13 protein-coding genes and 2 pseudogenes are annotated in these 16405 nt (G+C 57.0%); 11 read left to right on the plus strand and 4 right to left on the minus strand.

The window, feature by feature from the left end; genetic code table 11:
- Positions 1-71: 71 nt before the first annotated feature.
- The 4 genes from alsA (at position 72) to alsK (ending at position 4248) form a co-directional block, all read left to right on the plus strand.
- Positions 72-1604 carry a D-allose ABC transporter ATP-binding protein AlsA gene (gene alsA / locus A936_RS06250; RefSeq protein WP_008455742.1) on the plus strand — a complete coding sequence of 511 codons (1533 nt, stop codon included), beginning with the start codon at positions 72-74 and terminating at the stop codon, positions 1602-1604.
- A complete protein-coding gene (gene alsC, locus A936_RS06255) occupies positions 1583-2563 on the plus strand; it encodes a D-allose ABC transporter permease (protein WP_008455744.1) in 981 nt (326 codons plus the stop codon). The genes alsA and alsC overlap by 22 nt, the downstream gene beginning before the upstream one ends.
- 61 nt (positions 2564-2624) lie before the next feature.
- A complete protein-coding gene (gene alsE / locus A936_RS06260) occupies positions 2625-3320 on the plus strand; it encodes a D-allulose 6-phosphate 3-epimerase (RefSeq protein WP_008455746.1) in 696 nt (231 codons plus the stop codon).
- Positions 3304-4248, plus strand: a complete 945-nt coding sequence (alsK, locus tag A936_RS06265; protein WP_008455748.1) for an allose kinase — start codon at positions 3304-3306, stop codon at positions 4246-4248. Before alsE ends, alsK begins: the two co-directional genes overlap by 17 nt.
- Here the strand turns inward: alsK and A936_RS22630 are convergent.
- A pseudogene (locus tag A936_RS22630) lies at positions 4181-4441 on the minus strand (response regulator); the annotation flags it as partial. The gene alsK and the pseudogene A936_RS22630 overlap by 68 nt on opposite strands.
- Between A936_RS22630 and A936_RS23180 the strand changes: the two are divergent.
- From A936_RS23180 to A936_RS06280, 4 genes and pseudogenes are all read left to right on the plus strand, one after another.
- A pseudogene (locus tag A936_RS23180) lies at positions 4419-4571 on the plus strand (ribonucleotide-diphosphate reductase subunit alpha); the annotation flags it as partial. The pseudogenes A936_RS22630 and A936_RS23180 sit on opposite strands and share 23 nt — an antisense overlap.
- The gene (locus tag A936_RS06270) at positions 4564-5556 is read left to right on the plus strand and encodes an ABC transporter permease subunit (RefSeq protein WP_008455753.1); all 993 of its coding nucleotides are present in this window, start codon (positions 4564-4566) and stop codon (positions 5554-5556) included. The pseudogene A936_RS23180 and the gene A936_RS06270, both read left to right, overlap by 8 nt.
- 35 nt (positions 5557-5591) lie before the next feature.
- A complete protein-coding gene (locus A936_RS06275; RefSeq protein ID WP_008455755.1) occupies positions 5592-6536 on the plus strand; it encodes an ABC transporter substrate-binding protein in 945 nt (314 codons plus the stop codon).
- A 175-nt stretch (positions 6537-6711) separates the two neighbouring features.
- Positions 6712-7395, plus strand: a complete 684-nt coding sequence (locus tag A936_RS06280; RefSeq protein ID WP_008455757.1) for a D-lyxose/D-mannose isomerase — start codon at positions 6712-6714, stop codon at positions 7393-7395.
- Here A936_RS06280 and A936_RS06285 read toward each other — a convergent pair.
- Complete coding sequence (locus A936_RS06285; RefSeq protein ID WP_008455758.1) at positions 7392-8501, minus strand: FAD-dependent oxidoreductase; 1110 nt, start codon at positions 8499-8501, stop codon at positions 7392-7394. The two genes, A936_RS06280 and A936_RS06285, sit on opposite strands and share 4 nt — an antisense overlap.
- Positions 8502-8600: 99 nt before the next feature.
- Between A936_RS06285 and A936_RS06290 the strand changes: the two genes are divergently transcribed.
- Positions 8601-9413 carry an AraC family transcriptional regulator gene (locus tag A936_RS06290; RefSeq protein ID WP_008455760.1) on the plus strand — a complete coding sequence of 271 codons (813 nt, stop codon included), beginning with the start codon at positions 8601-8603 and terminating at the stop codon, positions 9411-9413.
- A gap of 3 nt (positions 9414-9416) precedes the next feature.
- On the opposite strand, the gene A936_RS06295 is transcribed toward A936_RS06290, so the two are convergent.
- Positions 9417-10151: a response regulator gene (locus tag A936_RS06295; protein WP_008455763.1), complete on the minus strand. Its 735-nt coding sequence runs from the start codon at positions 10149-10151 to the stop codon at positions 9417-9419.
- A gap of 294 nt (positions 10152-10445) precedes the next feature.
- Here A936_RS06295 and fdhF point away from each other — a divergent pair, with 294 nt between their 5' ends.
- Positions 10446-12593: a formate dehydrogenase subunit alpha gene (gene fdhF, locus A936_RS06305; protein ID WP_083845843.1), complete on the plus strand. Its 2148-nt coding sequence runs from the start codon at positions 10446-10448 to the stop codon at positions 12591-12593.
- Positions 12594-12653: 60 nt separating this feature from the next.
- Here fdhF and gltP read toward each other — a convergent pair whose 3' ends face one another.
- Positions 12654-13967: a glutamate/aspartate:proton symporter GltP gene (gene gltP, locus A936_RS06310; protein WP_008455769.1), complete on the minus strand. Its 1314-nt coding sequence runs from the start codon at positions 13965-13967 to the stop codon at positions 12654-12656.
- A 426-nt stretch (positions 13968-14393) separates the two neighbouring features.
- Here gltP and acs point away from each other — a divergent pair, with 426 nt between their 5' ends.
- Positions 14394-16352: an acetate--CoA ligase gene (gene acs / locus A936_RS06315; RefSeq protein ID WP_008455771.1), complete on the plus strand. Its 1959-nt coding sequence runs from the start codon at positions 14394-14396 to the stop codon at positions 16350-16352.
- Positions 16353-16405: the final 53 nt, after the last annotated feature.

A 16405-nucleotide genomic window follows, 5' to 3' on the forward strand; every position in this document is an offset into this window, starting at 1 on the left:
CGTCCCCTCTCCCCTGTGGGGAGAGGGTTAGGGTGAGGGGAAACCTTCGCTAAAAATGATTGAGGCTCGTCATGGTCACGCCATACATTGCAATGGCGGGGATCGGCAAATCCTTTGGTCCGGTTCACGCATTAAAATCGGTTGATTTAACAATATTTCCCGGCGAAATTCACGCGCTGCTCGGGGAAAACGGTGCAGGTAAATCAACCCTGATGAAAGTCCTGTCGGGTATTCACGAACCGACCAAAGGCACCATTACGATTAATGACGTTAATTATGAAAAACTTGATCATAAATTAGCGGCACAGCTCGGCATTGGGATTATTTATCAAGAACTCAGCGTTATTGATGAATTAACAGTTTTAGAAAATCTTTATATTGGCCGTCATACCACTAAAAAAGTCTTCGGGATTAATATTGTTGACTGGAAAGAGATGCGCATTCGCGCCGCGATGATGCTTTTACGTGTCGGCTTAAAAGTTGATCTCGATGAAAAGGTGGGTAATTTATCCATCAGTCACAAGCAAATGTTAGAAATTGCCAAAACATTAATGCTGGACGCCAAAGTCATTATTATGGATGAGCCGACCTCTTCTTTAACCAATAAAGAAGTCGATTATCTGTTTCTCATCATGAACCAGCTGCGGAAAGAAGGCACGGCGATGGTGTACATCTCCCATAAACTCGCCGAAATCCGCCGCATCTGCGACCGCTACACGGTAATGAAAGACGGCAGCAGCGTCTGCAGCGGCCTGGTCAGCGACGTCTCCAACGATGACATTGTGCGCCTGATGGTTGGCCGCGAGCTGCAAAACCGCTTTAGCGCGATGAAAGAGAGCGCCGGGAACGTAGAGCCTGACGTGGTGTTTGAAGTGAAGAACGTCAGCAGCCGCGACCGAAAAAAAGTGAAAGATATTTCGTTCAGCGTCAACCGGGGCGAAATCCTGGGCTTCTCCGGCCTCGTCGGCTCCGGGCGTACCGAGCTGATGGACTGTTTGTTTGGCGTGGACAAACGTTCGTCCGGGGAAATTCTGCTTAACGGCAAAAATATCTCGCCGAGCTCACCGATGGACGCGCTGAAAAAAGGCATGGGCTACATCACCGAAAGCCGCCGCGATAATGGCTTTTTCGCCAACTTCTCCATCGCGCAGAACATGGCCGTCAGCCAGAGCCTCAAGCGCGGCGGTTACAAAGGCGCGATGGGCTTGTTTAACGAAGCCGAGGAGCGCCAGACCGCCGAAGCCCAGCGCCAGCTGCTGGCGCTGAAGTGCCACAGCGTCGACCAGAACATTACCGAGCTTTCCGGCGGCAACCAGCAGAAGGTGCTGATTTCTAAGTGGCTGTGCTGCAACCCGGAAGTGATCATTTTCGATGAGCCTACGCGCGGCATCGACGTCGGCGCGAAGGCCGAAATCTACAAAGTGATGCGCCAGCTGGCGGATGACGGAAAAGTCATCCTGATGGTGTCGTCTGAGCTTCCCGAAATTATCGCCGTCTGCGACCGCATTGCCGTGTTCTGCGAAGGGCGACTGACGCAAATCCTGACCAATCGCGACGATATCAGCGAAGAGGAGATTATGGCATGGGCATTACCACAAGAATGAAACGCGAAGAAAGCGAGAAAAAACCGTTCAATTTCGCCCAGTTTTGGGACAAATACGGCACCTTCTTTATCCTCGCGATTATCGTCGCCATCTTCGGCACGCTCTCCGCTGAGTACTTCCTGACGGCCAGCAACATCAGCGCCATCTTTGTGCAAAGCTCGGTGACGGTGCTTATCGGGATGGGGGAGTTCTTCGCCATTCTGGTGGCGGGGATCGATCTGTCGGTGGGCGCGATTCTGGCACTTTCCGGCATGGTCACCGCCAAACTGATGCTGGCGGGCGTCGATCCGTTCCTTGCGGCGCTGATTGGCGGCGTGATTGTCGGCGGGCTGCTGGGGGCGATTAACGGCTGCCTGGTGAACTGGACGGGGCTGCATCCGTCCATCATCACCCTCGGCACCAACGCCATTTTCCGCGGCATCACGCTGGTTATCTCTGATGCCAACTCGGTGTACGGCTTCTCGTTCGATTTCGTGAATTTCTTCGCCGCCACGCCGCTCGGCATTCCGGTGCCGGTGATCTTCTCGCTGATTGTCGCCGGGATACTGTGGTTCCTGACCACCCGCACGCGCCTGGGCCGCAATATTTACGCCCTCGGCGGCAATAAGAACTCGGCGTTCTACTCCGGCATCGACGTGAAGTTCCACATGCTGGTGGTGTTCATCATCTCCGGCATCTGCGCCGGGCTGGCGGGCGTGGTCTCAACCGCGCGTCTTGGTGCGGCAGAGCCGCTGGCAGGCATGGGGTTTGAAACCTACGCCATCGCCAGCGCCATCATCGGCGGCACTAGCTTCTTCGGCGGCAAGGGCCGGATTTTCTCGGTGGTGATTGGCGGCCTGATCATCGGCACCATCAACAACGGGCTCAATATTCTCCAGGTACAAACCTATTACCAACTGGTGGTGATGGGGGGGCTTATCATCGCTGCGGTGGCCCTGGATCGGTTAATCAGTAAATAAGAACGGCAGATGCGTTGGCCGCACCCGCTGTCAGAAATCCATAGATTTACAGGAGCTTGTAATGAAAATTTCCCCCTCGTTGATGTGCATGGATCTGGCAAAATTCCAGGAACAGATTGCGTTTATCGACCTGCACGCGGACTACTTCCATATCGACATTATGGACGGTCACTTTGTGCCGAACCTGACGCTGTCCCCGTTCTTCGTCGGCCAGGTCAGGAAGCTTGCCAGTAAGCCGCTGGACTGCCACTTAATGGTCACCCGTCCGCAGGATTACATCGTCCCACTGGCGGAGGCCGGGGCGGACATTATCACCCTGCACCCGGAAACCATTAACGGCCAGGCCTTCCGCCTCATCGAAGAGATTCGCCGCCACGGCATGAAAGTTGGCCTGATTTTGAACCCGGAAACGCCGGTTGAGGCGATGAAGTACTACATTCATAAGGCAGACAAGGTGACGGTGATGACCGTTGACCCAGGGTTTGCCGGCCAGCCGTTTATCCCGGAAATGCTGGACAAAGTGGCCGAGCTGAAAGCCTGGCGCGAGCGCGAAGGGCTGAGCTACGAGATTGAAATTGACGGTTCCTGCAACGCGGCAACCTATGAACGACTCATGGCCGCCGGGGCAGATGTGTTTATCGTCGGCACTTCCGGGCTGTTTAACCACGCCCGGGACATCGACGAGGCCTGGCAGGTGATGAGCGAGCAGATCCTGGCGGCCAAAGACGAGGTTATGCCCCATGCCAAAACCGCTTAACGTGGTGGCCGGAGTGGATATGGGCGCCACCCATATCCGCCTGTGTTTGCAGGACGAGTCCGGCACGGTGCTGCATTGTGAAAAACAGCGCACGGCAGACATTATCGCAGGGGGCGTGGTCTGCGGGATCGCCCATCTGCTGAACGAGCGGCTTGGCAGTCTTCACGCCCGCTGCCGCGGCATGGTGATGGGGTTCCCGGCGCTGGTGGGCAAAGACAAGCGGACGATCATCTCCACCCCAAATTTGCCGCTTTCCGCGCTGGAACTGAACGAGCTGGCAGGTAAGCTGGAGGATGCTCTCGGCTGCCCGGTCGAGTTTTCTCGGGATGTAAACCTGCAGCTCTCTTTCGATGTCGCGCAAAACGGCCTGCAGCATCAGCAGGTGCTGGGGGCTTATCTCGGCACCGGCATGGGCATTGCCGTCTGGCTGAACGGCGCCCCCTGGACCGGCGCCCACGGCGTTGCCGGGGAACTGGGCCATATTCCGCAGGGCGATATGCACCTGACCTGCGGCTGCGGCAATGCTGGCTGTCTGGAGACGGTATGCTCGGGGATAGCCCTGAAACGCTGGTACGACGCCAGCCCGAAAACGTATGAAATTGGCGAGCTGTTTACCTTTGCCGCCCAGGCGCCGTTTGTCGCTGCCCTGCTCGACCACGCGGCGCGCGCCATCGCCACCAGCATCAACCTGTTCGACCCGGATGCGGTGATCCTCGGCGGCGGAGTGATGGATATGGTCGATTTTCCGCGCGAGGCGCTGGTGGCACAGACGAAATGCTATCTGCGCCGTCCTTTGCCGCATGATGCCGTGCGCTTTATCGACGCGTCTTCCTCGGCCTTCAATGGCGCTCAGGGTGCGGCTACGCTTGCCCGCGCCTGTTTCCTGCCCGAGCTTTACGTAGCGCCTCAGCAAGCTGCGCTCGGGTAAACGGCTTACGCAGCAGCTCCACGTCGGGCAGGTGCTGTTCGCTGCGGCGAAGGTCCTGCCCGCTGATCAGCAGCAAATCCAGGTGAGGATGGTGGCGGCGAGCCTGCTGCAGCACATCCGCGCCGCTTAGCTCGCCGGGCAGCATCAGGTCGCTGATCACGAGGCCGATGTCCGAAGTGGTGGGCATGAGCGACCGGGTGTACGTCATGCGCGAAGGCAGCATTGCCGGCGAGCTGCTGCGCCACGACATTACACAAGAAAATATTATGACCCTGGCTACCGGCGTGACCGAGGCCCATAAGAAAGAGGTGCACCATGACTAACTCAGGCACGCAACCGGTGGCAAAATCCGCCTCGCTCAAAAAAGCCCTGTTCGGCGATTTGATGCAAACCGTCGGTATTTTGCCGATTCTGGTGCTCATCATTGCCGTCTTTGGCTTTGTCGCCCCTAACTTCTTCACCGAATCTAACCTGCTCAATATCGCTCGCCAGTCGTCCATTAACATCGTGCTGGCGGCAGGGATGACCTTCATCATTCTGACCGGCGGCATCGACCTGTCCGTCGGATCTATCCTCGGCACCACCGCCGTCACGGCGATGGTGGTGTCGCTGATGCCTGGCTGGGAAGGCCTGTCGATTCCGGCGGCGCTGTTGATGGGCACCGGGCTGGGGCTGTTTAACGGCATGTTGGTCGCCTGGGCCGGGCTACCGCCGTTTATCGTCACGCTCGGCACCTATACCGCGCTGCGCGGCGCGGCGTATCTGCTGGCCGACGGCACGACGGTGATTAACTCCAACATCAATTTCGAGTGGATTGGCAACGCCTATCTTGGCCCGGTGCCGTGGCTGGTGGTTATCGCCCTGCTGGTGATTGCGGTGTGCTGGTTCATTCTGCGCCGCACCACGCTGGGCGTTCATATCTACGCGGTGGGTGGCAACATGCAGGCGGCACGCCTGACCGGCATCAAAGTGTGGATGGTGCTGCTGTTCGTGTACGGCATGAGCGGGCTGCTTTCCGGCCTGGGCGGCATCATGAGTGCGTCACGGCTCTACAGCGCCAACGGTAACCTCGGCGTGGGCTACGAGCTGGACGCCATCGCCGCCGTTATCCTCGGCGGAACCAGCTTCGTGGGCGGGATTGGCACCATCACCGGCACGCTGGTGGGGGCGCTGATTATCGCCACGCTCAACAACGGCATGACGCTGATGGGCGTCTCCTATTTCTGGCAATTGGTGATCAAAGGGGCGGTGATCATCATAGCGGTGCTGATCGACAAATACCGTACCCGTCACAATCAAAGTGCATAACAACAAAACCCTACCCTACGAGTGAGGAAAACAGCATGCGTTTGAAACCTATAGTTACTGCGTTACTGGCTGGTGCAATGATCGCAGGCGCACCGTTTGCCCAGGCGAAAGAGTTAAAGTCGATCGGCGTGACGGTGGGCGACCTCGCCAACCCGTTCTTCGTGCAGATCACCAAAGGTGCCGAGCTGGAAGCCCGCAAGCTCGCCGGTGATAACGTGAAAGTGACGCTGGTCTCCAGCGGCTACGATCTCGGCCAGCAGGTGGCGCAGATCGATAACTTCATTGCCGCGAAGGTGGACATGATCATTCTTAACGCCGCGGATTCCAAAGGGATCGGCCCGGCGGTAAAACGCGCGAAAGACGCCGGGATCGTCGTTGTGGCGGTGGACGTTGCGGCAGACGGCGCCGATGCCACGATCACTTCCGATAACACCCAGGCCGGGCAAATGGCCTGTAAATACATTTCGGATCGCCTGAAAGACAAAGGCAATGTGGTGATCATTAACGGGCCGCCGGTTTCCGCCGTGCAGAACCGCGTTGAGGGCTGCGAAACCGAATTCAAAAAACACCCGGACATTAAGATCCTTTCGTCTAACCAGAATGCTAAGGGCAGCCGCGAAGGTGGCTTGGAAGTGATGACCTCGCTGCTGGCGGCAAATCCGAAGATCGACGGCGTGTTTGCGATCAACGATCCGACGGCGATCGGGGCCGATCTGGCGGCAAAACAAGCTCAACGTAACGAGTTCTTCATTGTCGGCGTGGACGGCAGCCCGGACGGTGAAGAAGCCCTGAAGCGCGGCGGCAGCTCGCTGTTTGTGGCGACCCCTGCTCAGGATCCGCAGGTGATGGCGGCGAAAGCGGTTGAGATTGGCTATGACATTTTGCAGGGTAAACCCGCGCCGAAAGGCCCGGTGCTGATCCCGGTGACGATGATCGATAAGAGCAATATCGGCAGCTACAAAGGGTGGACGGTGAAGTAATTTGCCCCTCACCCCGGCCCTCTCCCCAAAGGGGAGAGGGCGAAAATCGTTAGTCCTCTCTCCCTTCCAGGCTTAGGGTGAGAATTTATCCTCTCCGGTCGAGTCAGAACGCCGCCAGTCCCCTCTCCCTCCAGGAAGAGGGTTAGGGTGAGGGTCCACATCAAAGGAAGGCCAGATGAAACGCTCCGAGGTCAATCAGTACCTGAATGAAACCCGGCAGTTTTTTGCCCGCCACGGGGTGCAACTGCCCCCGTTCGCCAGCTTCTCGCCGCAAAAATGGCTGCAGGTTAACCCCCGCAGCTGGCAGGAGGTATTCGATCTGAAACTCGGGTGGGACATCACCGACTTCGGCGGCGGCGACTTCCTGACCATGGGCCTGACGCTGTTTACCCTGCGCAATGGCTCGCCGGAAGGCGCGCCCTACGCCAAATCCTACGCAGAGAAAGTCATGCACGTGCGTGATAACCAGATGACGCCGATGCATTTTCACTGGAGCAAACAGGAGGACATCATCAACCGCGGCGGCGGGAACTTGATTGTCGAACTGTGGCAGTCAGATCCCTTCGAACAGCCTGACGAAACAGACATCACGGTGGTGATTGACGGCTGCCGCCAGACGCACGCGGCGGGCAGCCAGCTGCGCTTATCGCCCGGAGAAAGCATCAGCCTGGTGCCGGAGATGTACCACAGCTTTTGGGGTGAGCCGGGCTACGGCGACGTGCTGGTCGGCGAAGTGTCGATGGTCAACGATGACGACCACGACAATCGCTTTTTAAAACCGCTTGAGCGCTTCAGCACCCTTACCGAAGATACCTCCCCGGACCTGCTTTTGTGCCATGAGTACCGGCAGTTTATCTAGCCGGAAAGCTTTGCGGCCGCCACGGCGGAATCTGCCACGGCCGCTTTGCCTCTGGCAAGCATCAGGCGTTCATATTCAGCTAAACCGGACAGGCCCTTGCCGTGAAGCGCGGTGGCAAGATCGGCAGCATCTCTCAACGCAGTATTAGCCCCTATGCCGCCGGCCGGACTCATGGCGTGGACGGCATCGCCCAGCAGGGTGACGTTTCCGGGCTGCCAGACAATATTCGAATTGCCGTAGCGGACCGGCAGCGGCGCAATATGTTCTGGCAAAGTCCGTTGTATAAGCTTTTGCAGCATCGGGGGAAGAGACAAGCTGTCGAAGGGAACAGCTAACCGTGAACCGGGGCCGATCAGCGCCCAGTAAAGATAATCTTCGGTCTGCGTGAGACTGCCGTTAAAACCCGCCTTTGCCGCGAGCGCTGTAAAATCCTGCCGAAAGCGCATTTCATCAATAATGGCGCTGAATCCGTCGCAAAACAGCACGTTAGTGCCTTCATACAACGCCTTCTCCACCGTTAAAGCGCTTTTGCCATACAGGCAGAGATAGCCCGAATCCGCCGGCACGGCATCAGGGGCAAGCTGTGCCCTGACCCGTGAATTGATGCCATCCGCGCCGACCAGAAGCTGGCAGCTTGCGTCAGCCGTATGAGCAAACCTTAGCCCTACCCGGCCTTCACTTTCCTGATGGTAACCCTCTAAGGCGTGGCCGTAGCGCAGAGCCCCCTCGAGGCCACACATCAGGATTTCCCGCAGGGTCTGGCGATGAATGCTTAAATCTGGGGCAAGATCGGCGTTTTGTTCAGCCCGATGCCAGCCTTCAGGCTGACGGCCATTAGCCTGTTGTCCGGTTCTATCCAAAAAACGCCCTTCCGTACTGGCTACCGAGGCCGTTTGTCGAAAGAGTTGATAAAGCGCAGGAGGCAACACCCTGGCAAGTGCCTGCTGCCCTTGGGCGTCGATTCTAATCCGGTAGCCCTGGATACGGCTGTCGGGCGCCGGATCTGCCTCGTAAACGGTGGCGCTGATTCCATGGCTTTTCAGGCCCTGAGCCAGCGCCAGCCCGCCCAGTCCCGCACCAATAATTGCAACGCCTGAAGTACTCATGAGGTTTCCTCTGTGGTTTGTTCTGGTTCCACAAAAGAGTTGCACGGCTCGACCGCGCAAGGATAACGTTATACGGACGATAAATAGTGAAAACCGGCCATGATAAAACATCCTCCTCAGCCACCAGCCCCCGATTACAGCGAATGGCTTAGCGGCCCGGCGCTGATTGCCCTTGAAGGCAGCGTCGCCCCTGAAAGTGAATATCTGCTCGGCACGCGGGAAGTGGCCTGGCACCAGCACCTGCGCGGCCAGGTTTTTTGCGTGGAGTCTGGTTTACTGCACGTTCACACCGCTGACGGAGCCTGGTTTTTGCCTCCCCATCGCGCCAGCTGGCTGCCGCCGGGCGTAATCCACAAGGTCAGCATCAGCGGAGCCGTAAAAGGCTGGACGCTGCTGATTACGCCTGAAAGCTGCTCGGGGTTGCCGGAAAAGCCCTGCGTGATTGCCGTTTCGGAGGTGCTTCACGCGCTCGCCCGTCGCGCCTGCGAATGGGATAAGCAGGCAAAACCCGAGCCGGAACATCAGCGTATGGCCGCCGTTATTTACGATGAGATTTGCCGCGCACCGCACGAGGCGCTGCATTTGCCAATGCCGACAGATCATCGGCTGAAAAAAGTGGCTTCTGCACTGCTCGCTAACCCCGGCGATGAGCGAACTTTTGAAGCCTGGGCGGCATTCGGCGCGCTTTCGCCCCGCACTCTGCGTCGCCTTTTTGTGGCAGAAACCGGCCTAAATTTTGCCCAATGGCGGAGGCAGGTCCGGCTGACCCACGGGCTGGATAAGCTGGCACAAGGCATGTCGGTATCGGAGGTTTCAGAATTACTGGGCTACGCCTCTCCGGGCAATTTTATCCATATGTTCAAAAATGCCTTTGGCACTTCACCGGCCCGCTACTTTTCGACCGGGAACTAGACGCTAAACCGCATTATTCTCTCCGTGAGTGATATCGGCGGCAAAAACGTAGCCCACGCCGCGGATGGTGCGAATCAGCGTGGGCTGGTGCGGGTTGACCTCAATTTTGCGCCGCAGCCGCATGATTAATACGTCGATAGTGCGGTCGAACACTTCCAGGCTTTCGCTGTGGGTGAGCTCGAGCAACTTTTCCCGCGACAGCACTTTCCTGGCGTTCTGCACCAGGGAAAGCAGCAGGCCATATTCGCCCTGAGTGAGATCAACCTGCTGTTGCTGAGCATTCATCAACTGGCAGCGGTCGGTGTCCAGCCGCCAGCCGTTAAACTGCAGCCCGCTGGTTTTGGTCGGGCTGCTTTCTACGGCCAGCGCCCCGCTGCGCCTCAGCACCGCTTTGACTCGGGCCACTACCACGCGCCCATTGAACGGTTTGGCGATGTAGTCATCGGCGCCCATTTCCAGACCCACGACGACGTCGGACTCGCTGCCCATGCCGGTCAGCATCACCACCGGCAAAGCGGGACGCAGTTTCTGCACCTGCTGAAGTACCAGCAGGCCGTTGGTATCCGGCAGCATCATATCCAGCAAAATCAGCGCAACAGAAGGCTCTGCCGCCACAATCTGCAGCGCTTCATTACCGCTATGGCACACAAGCACGTCAAAGACATGTTCACTGAGCACGTCGCGCAGCACGTCGCAAATGGCCTTGTCGTCATCCACCACCAGGATTGCAGGTTTCATTATTTTCTCCGGAGGGGAGGAGGTTCTTTTTAGTGTGAGCGATTGTTGATTGCGCGCCGCAGAAAGAACACAGATCCATGTAGAATTTTCTATCACTGTCACAAATGGCCGTCAGTTCGACACGTCATTTATGACGAAATCCTGCTTCTCTCGTCAGTGCTCCCGTCGGATCCCCCAGAACCCTGCGTCATTACCCATGCATTCTATGTGGCATAGATAATGCATTGAGTGGCTCAGCAAGGCGGTTTGCTTTTATCGCCGCACTTAAATGACAGCATTGACTGGAGCAACATGATGAAAAAAGTCGTCACGGTTTGCCCCTATTGCGCCTCGGGTTGCAAGATAAACCTGGTGGTGGATAACGGCAAAATCGTCAAGGCGGAAGGCGCACAGGGTACAACCAACCAGGGCGACCTGTGCCTGAAGGGGTATTACGGTTGGGATTTTATCACCGACACCAAAATCCTTACCCCGCGCTTGAAAACCCCGATGATTCGCCGCGAGCGCGGCGGCAAGCTGGAAGCCGTATCCTGGGACGAAGCGCTGGATTACGTCAGCTCACGCCTGAGCGAGATCAAAGCCAAGTATGGCCCGAACGCCATTCAAACCACCGGCTCTTCACGCGGAACAGGCAACGAAACCAACTATGTAATGCAAAAATTTGCGCGCGCCGTTATTGGAACCAATAACGTCGATTGCTGCGCACGTGTCTGACACGGCCCATCGGTTGCAGGTCTGCACCAGTCGGTCGGTAATGGCGCGATGAGTAACTCTATCGTCGAGATTGAGGATACTGATTTAGTCTTTGTGTTCGGGTACAACCCGGCGGATTCACACCCTATCGTGGCTAATCGCGTGATTAAGGCGAAGCAGAAAGGGGCTCAGATTATCGTTGTCGATCCGCGCAAAATTGAAACCGCGCGCATTGCCGATATGCATTTAAGGTTACGCAACGGCTCAAACATCGCGCTGCTGAATGCGATTGGCCACGTCATTATTGAAGAGAATCTTTACGACCACGCTTTCGTCGCTTCTCGTACCGAGGGCTTCGAGGAGTATCGCAAAATTGTTGAAGGCTACACGCCGGAATCCGTAGAGGAAATCACGGGCGTCAGCGCCGGGGAAATCCGTGCGGCGGCGCGCATGTACGCCAAAGCCAAAACGGCCACCATCCTGTGGGGCATGGGCGTGACCCAGTTCTATCAGGGCGTGGAAACCGTGCGCTCACTCACCAGCCTGGCGCTGATGACCGGCAACCTCGGCAAGCCTAACGTGGGCGTGAACCCGGTTCGCGGCCAGAACAACGTGCAGGGTGCCTGCGACATGGGCGCGCTGCCGGACATGTTCCCCGGCAACCAGTATGTTCGTGACGCGGAAACCCGCAGCAAATTTGCTGCAGCCTGGGGCGTTGACGCGCTGCCGGAAGCTAACGGCTACCGCATCAGCGAACTGCCTCACCGGGTTGAGCACGGGGAAGTTCGCGCGGCCTATATTATGGGGGAAGATCCGCTCCAGACCGACGCCGAGCTTTCCGCCGTGCGCAAAGCGTTTGCCGGGCTTGAGCTGGTGATTGTGCAGGACATCTTCATGACTAAAACCGCCGCCGAGGCCGACGTTATTTTACCGTCCACCTCATGGGGCGAGCATGAAGGCGTCTTCACCGCCGCCGACCGCGGTTTCCAGCGCTTCTTTAAAGCGGTTGAGCCGAAGTGGGATCTCAAAACGGACTGGCAGATTATCAGTGAAATCGCCACCCGCATGGGCTACCCGATGCACTACCGCAATACCCAGGAAATCTGGGACGAGCTGCGCCACCTGTGTCCGGACTTCTACGGGGCAACCTACGAGAAGATGGGCGAGCTGGGCTATATCCAGTGGCCTTGCCGGGACACATCTGACGCGGATCAGGGGACTTCTTACCTTTATGAAAGCAAGTTTGAGCGCCCTAACGGCCGGGGGCAGTTCTTCACCTGCGACTGGGCACCGCCTATCGATCGCGTCACCGACGAGTACCCGATGGTGCTTTCTACGGTGCGTGAAGTGGGCCACTACTCCTGCCGTTCAATGACCGGGAACTGTGCGGCACTGGCCGCGCTGGCCGATGAACCGGGTTATGCACAAATCCACGTCGAAGATGCCGCCCGGCTGGGCATTGAAGATGAGGCGCTGATTTGGGTGAATTCACGCAAAGGCCGGGTTATTACCCGGGCAGCGGTCAGCGAGCGTCCGAATAAAGGCGCGGTGTACATGACCTATCAGTGGTGGATTGGTGCCTGTAATGAGCTGGTGACCGAGAATCTGAGCCCGATAACCAAAACGCCGGAGTACAAGTACTGCGCCGTGCGCGTCGAGCCGATCGTCGACCAGCAGGCCGCCGAGCAGTATGTGATTGATGAGTACAATAAGCTGAAGGCCCGGCTGCGCGAAAGCGCGATGGGGTAAAACATCCCCTCACCCTAACCCTCTCCCCTTTGGGGAGAGGGCCGGGGTGAGGGGCTTTACTTAACTGCTCGCCTTACTGTCAAACTTCCCAAAAAGCTCACGCTCATAGGCCTGGGCTTTTTTATGGTCGAATTTATGTTCCCACTTGGCGATAACCAGCACCGCCAGCGCGTTGCCGACCACGTTCAGCGCGGTACGCGCCATATCCAGAATACGGTCAACCCCGGCAATAAACGCCAGCCCTTCCAGCGGAATACCGACGCTGCCAAGCGTGGCCAGCAGCACCACGAAAGAGACGCCCGGCACGCCGGCAATCCCCTTTGAGGTCACCATCAGCGTCAGCACCAGAATGATTTCCTGCCACAGCGACAGCTCAATGCCGTACAGCTGAGCGATAAAGATCGCCGCAATGCTCTGATAAAGCGTGGAACCGTCCAGGTTAAACGAGTAACCGGTCGGCACCACGAAGCTGGTGATCGACGCCGGAGCACCATAGGCTTCCATCTTCTCGATGATGCGCGGCAGCACGCTCTCGGAGCTGGCGGTAGAGAACGCCAGAATCAGTTCGTCTTTCAGGATGCGCATCAGGATGGTGATTTTCAGCCCGCACAGGCGTGCCACCGCGCCCAGCACCACCAGCGCAAAGAAGGCAATCGCCACATACACCAGCACCACCAGCTTCAGCAGCGGCCAGAGCGAGGCAAAGCCAAAGTTCGCAACGGTCACGGAAATCAGCGCGAAAACACCCACCGGCGCATAGCGCATCACCATGTGCGTCACTTTGAACATGGTTTCAGAGATGGAGCGGAAGACGGTCACCAGCGGCTCGCGGTGAGTCGCGGGCAGCGACGACAGCCCCAGGCCAAACAGCACCGAGAAGAAGATGATCGGCAGCATCTCGCCCTTCGCCATTGATGCCACAATGTTGGTAGGCACGAGCGACAGAATAGTCCCCATCAGGCCATGAGCATGGCTTTGTACGTCCTGCGCCGTGTGCTGGTATTTCGAAATATCCACGGTAGCAAGCTGTGACATATCTATGCCGTGGCCCGGCTGGAAAACATTCGCGAGCGTAATGCCCAGAATGATGGCAACCGTCGTGATCACTTCGAAATAAATGATGGTTTTAGCGCCGATGCGACCAAGCTGCTTGGCGTCGCCGACGCCCGCAATCCCGACCACCAGGGTGGAGATCACAATCGGCACGACGATCATTTTGATCAGGTGGATAAAGATATCACCCGCCGGTGACAGCAGGTTAGCGACCAGCCATTCACGGCTATCACTTTGATAATGAAGAAAACTTCCCAGGATAATGCCCAGCACCAGCGCCAGCAAGATTTGCCAGGCCAGGCTCATTTTAAAGTTTTTCATAACGACGACAGTTCCTCAAAAAAACGCCATTCCCATGCTGTTGACTCAGGAGAAGGTCACAAACTGAAAGGGGGTATGACAAACATCAGGTGTTAAGCGGGGTTTTTTAAAGCAACGTATCAGTACCATCCCGATAGCCTGCTGCGCAACCCTTCATTTTTAGGGTTATGCACTTACATTGCATAGATAAACAGGATTTTGCGGAGGAATATGAATATAACTTATTGTTATGGAAAAAAATTCATTATTTGTTTTTGGAAATAAGTACCAAAGGTAATTATTTCTTATGATTCATCTGTTTGAACAATTTTTGTGCAATTATTTTAATGCGTGATCTGCCGCCCAAAAAGTAAACAAAGCTGCCAATACCCCTACTATTAACGTTTGTGTGACATATTATTAACATCCTAAAGGAGAAAAAAAGCCATGAGCCAAGTACACAAACACGCTATTCCCGCAAACATTGCGGACCGTTGCCTGATAAACCCGGAGCAGTACCAGGCCATGTATCAACAGTCGATACAGGACCCGGATGCGTTTTGGGGCGAACAAGGGAAAATTCTCGACTGGATCAAACCGTACCAAAAGGTGAAAAACACCTCTTTTGCGCCGGGAAACATCTCTATCAAGTGGTATGAGGACGGGACGCTTAATTTAGCCGCAAACTGCCTCGACCGGCACCTAAAAGAACGGGGCGATCAAACCGCCATTATCTGGGAAGGAGATGACGCGACCCAGAGCAAAAACATCACTTATCGCGAGCTGCATCGCGATGTCTGCCGTTTTGCCAACACTTTGGTTGAACTGGGCATTAAGAAAGGCGATGTTGTCGCGATTTATATGCCAATGGTGCCGGAAGCCGCCGTTGCCATGCTGGCCTGCGCGCGCATTGGCGCCGTGCATTCCGTGATCTTTGGCGGTTTCTCGCCGGAAGCCGTAGCCGGACGCATCATCGACTCCAGCTCTCGCCTGGTGATCACCGCCGATGAAGGCGTGCGCGCCGGGCGCTCAATTCCGCTGAAAAAGAACGTGGATGACGCGCTTAAAAACCCAAATGTGAAAACCGTTGAGCACGTTATTGTCCTGAAGCGCACCGGCGGCAAAATCGACTGGCACCAGAACCGCGACCTGTGGTGGCACGAGCTGACAGAGAAAGCCAGCGACCAGCACCAGCCGGTGGAAATGAACGCTGAAGATCCGCTGTTCATCCTCTATACCTCCGGCTCCACCGGCAAGCCAAAAGGCGTGCTGCACACCACCGGCGGCTATCTGGTGTATGCCGCGACCACCTTTAAATATGTCTTCGACTACCATCCGGGCGATGTCTACTGGTGTACCGCCGACGTGGGCTGGGTGACCGGGCACAGCTACCTGCTTTACGGCCCGCTGGCCTGCGGCGCGATCACGCTGATGTTTGAGGGCGTGCCTAACTGGCCGAAGCCAAACCGCATGGCGCAGGTGGTCGACAAACATAAGGTGAATATTCTCTACACCGCGCCAACCGCCATTCGTGCGCTGATGGCCGAAGGGGATAAAGCCACCGAAGGTACCGACCGCACTTCGCTGCGTATTCTTGGTTCCGTGGGCGAGCCCATCAACCCGGAAGCCTGGGAGTGGTACTGGAAGCACATCGGCAATGAGAAATGCCCGGTGATGGACACCTGGTGGCAGACGGAAACCGGTGGCTTTATGATCACCCCGCTGCCCGGCGCGACCGAGCTGAAAGCGGGCTCCGCGACCCAGCCGTTCTTTGGCGTTCAGCCCGCGTTGGTCGATAACGAAGGCAATCCGCAGCTGGGTGCTACCGAAGGCAACCTGACCATTACCGATTCCTGGCCAGGCCAGGCACGCACGCTGTTCGGGGACCACGAGCGCTTCGAGCAGACCTACTTCTCCACTTTCAAAAACATGTACTTCAGCGGCGACGGCGCGCGCCGTGACGAAGACGGTTATTACTGGATCACCGGCCGCGTGGATGACGTGCTGAACGTGTCCGGCCATCGCCTGGGTACCGCCGAGATTGAATCAGCGCTGGTGTCGCATCCGAAGATTGCCGAAGCCGCGGTGGTGGGGATTCCGCACAACATTAAAGGCCAGGCGATTTACGCCTACGTGACGCTGAACCACGGCGAAGAGCCGACGCCGGAGCTGTACGCCGAGGTGCGCAATTGGGTGCGGAAAGAGATTGGCCCGCTTGCCACGCCGGACGTGCTGCACTGGACCGATTCGCTGCCGAAAACCCGCTCCGGCAAGATCATGCGCCGTATTTTGCGCAAGATTGCCTCCGGCGACACCAGCAACCTGGGCGATACCTCCACCCTCGCCGACCCGGGCGTAGTAGAAAAACTGCTGGAAGAAAAACAGGCTTTATCCATACCTTCGTAACCTTGTTCTACCCCTCTCCCGTTCAGGGAGAGGGTCGGGGTGAGGACATCTGA

Origin of the sequence: Enterobacter sp. Ag1, from assembly GCA_000277545.1 — a bacterium.
Classification (GTDB): Bacteria; Pseudomonadota; Gammaproteobacteria; order Enterobacterales; family Enterobacteriaceae; genus Cedecea.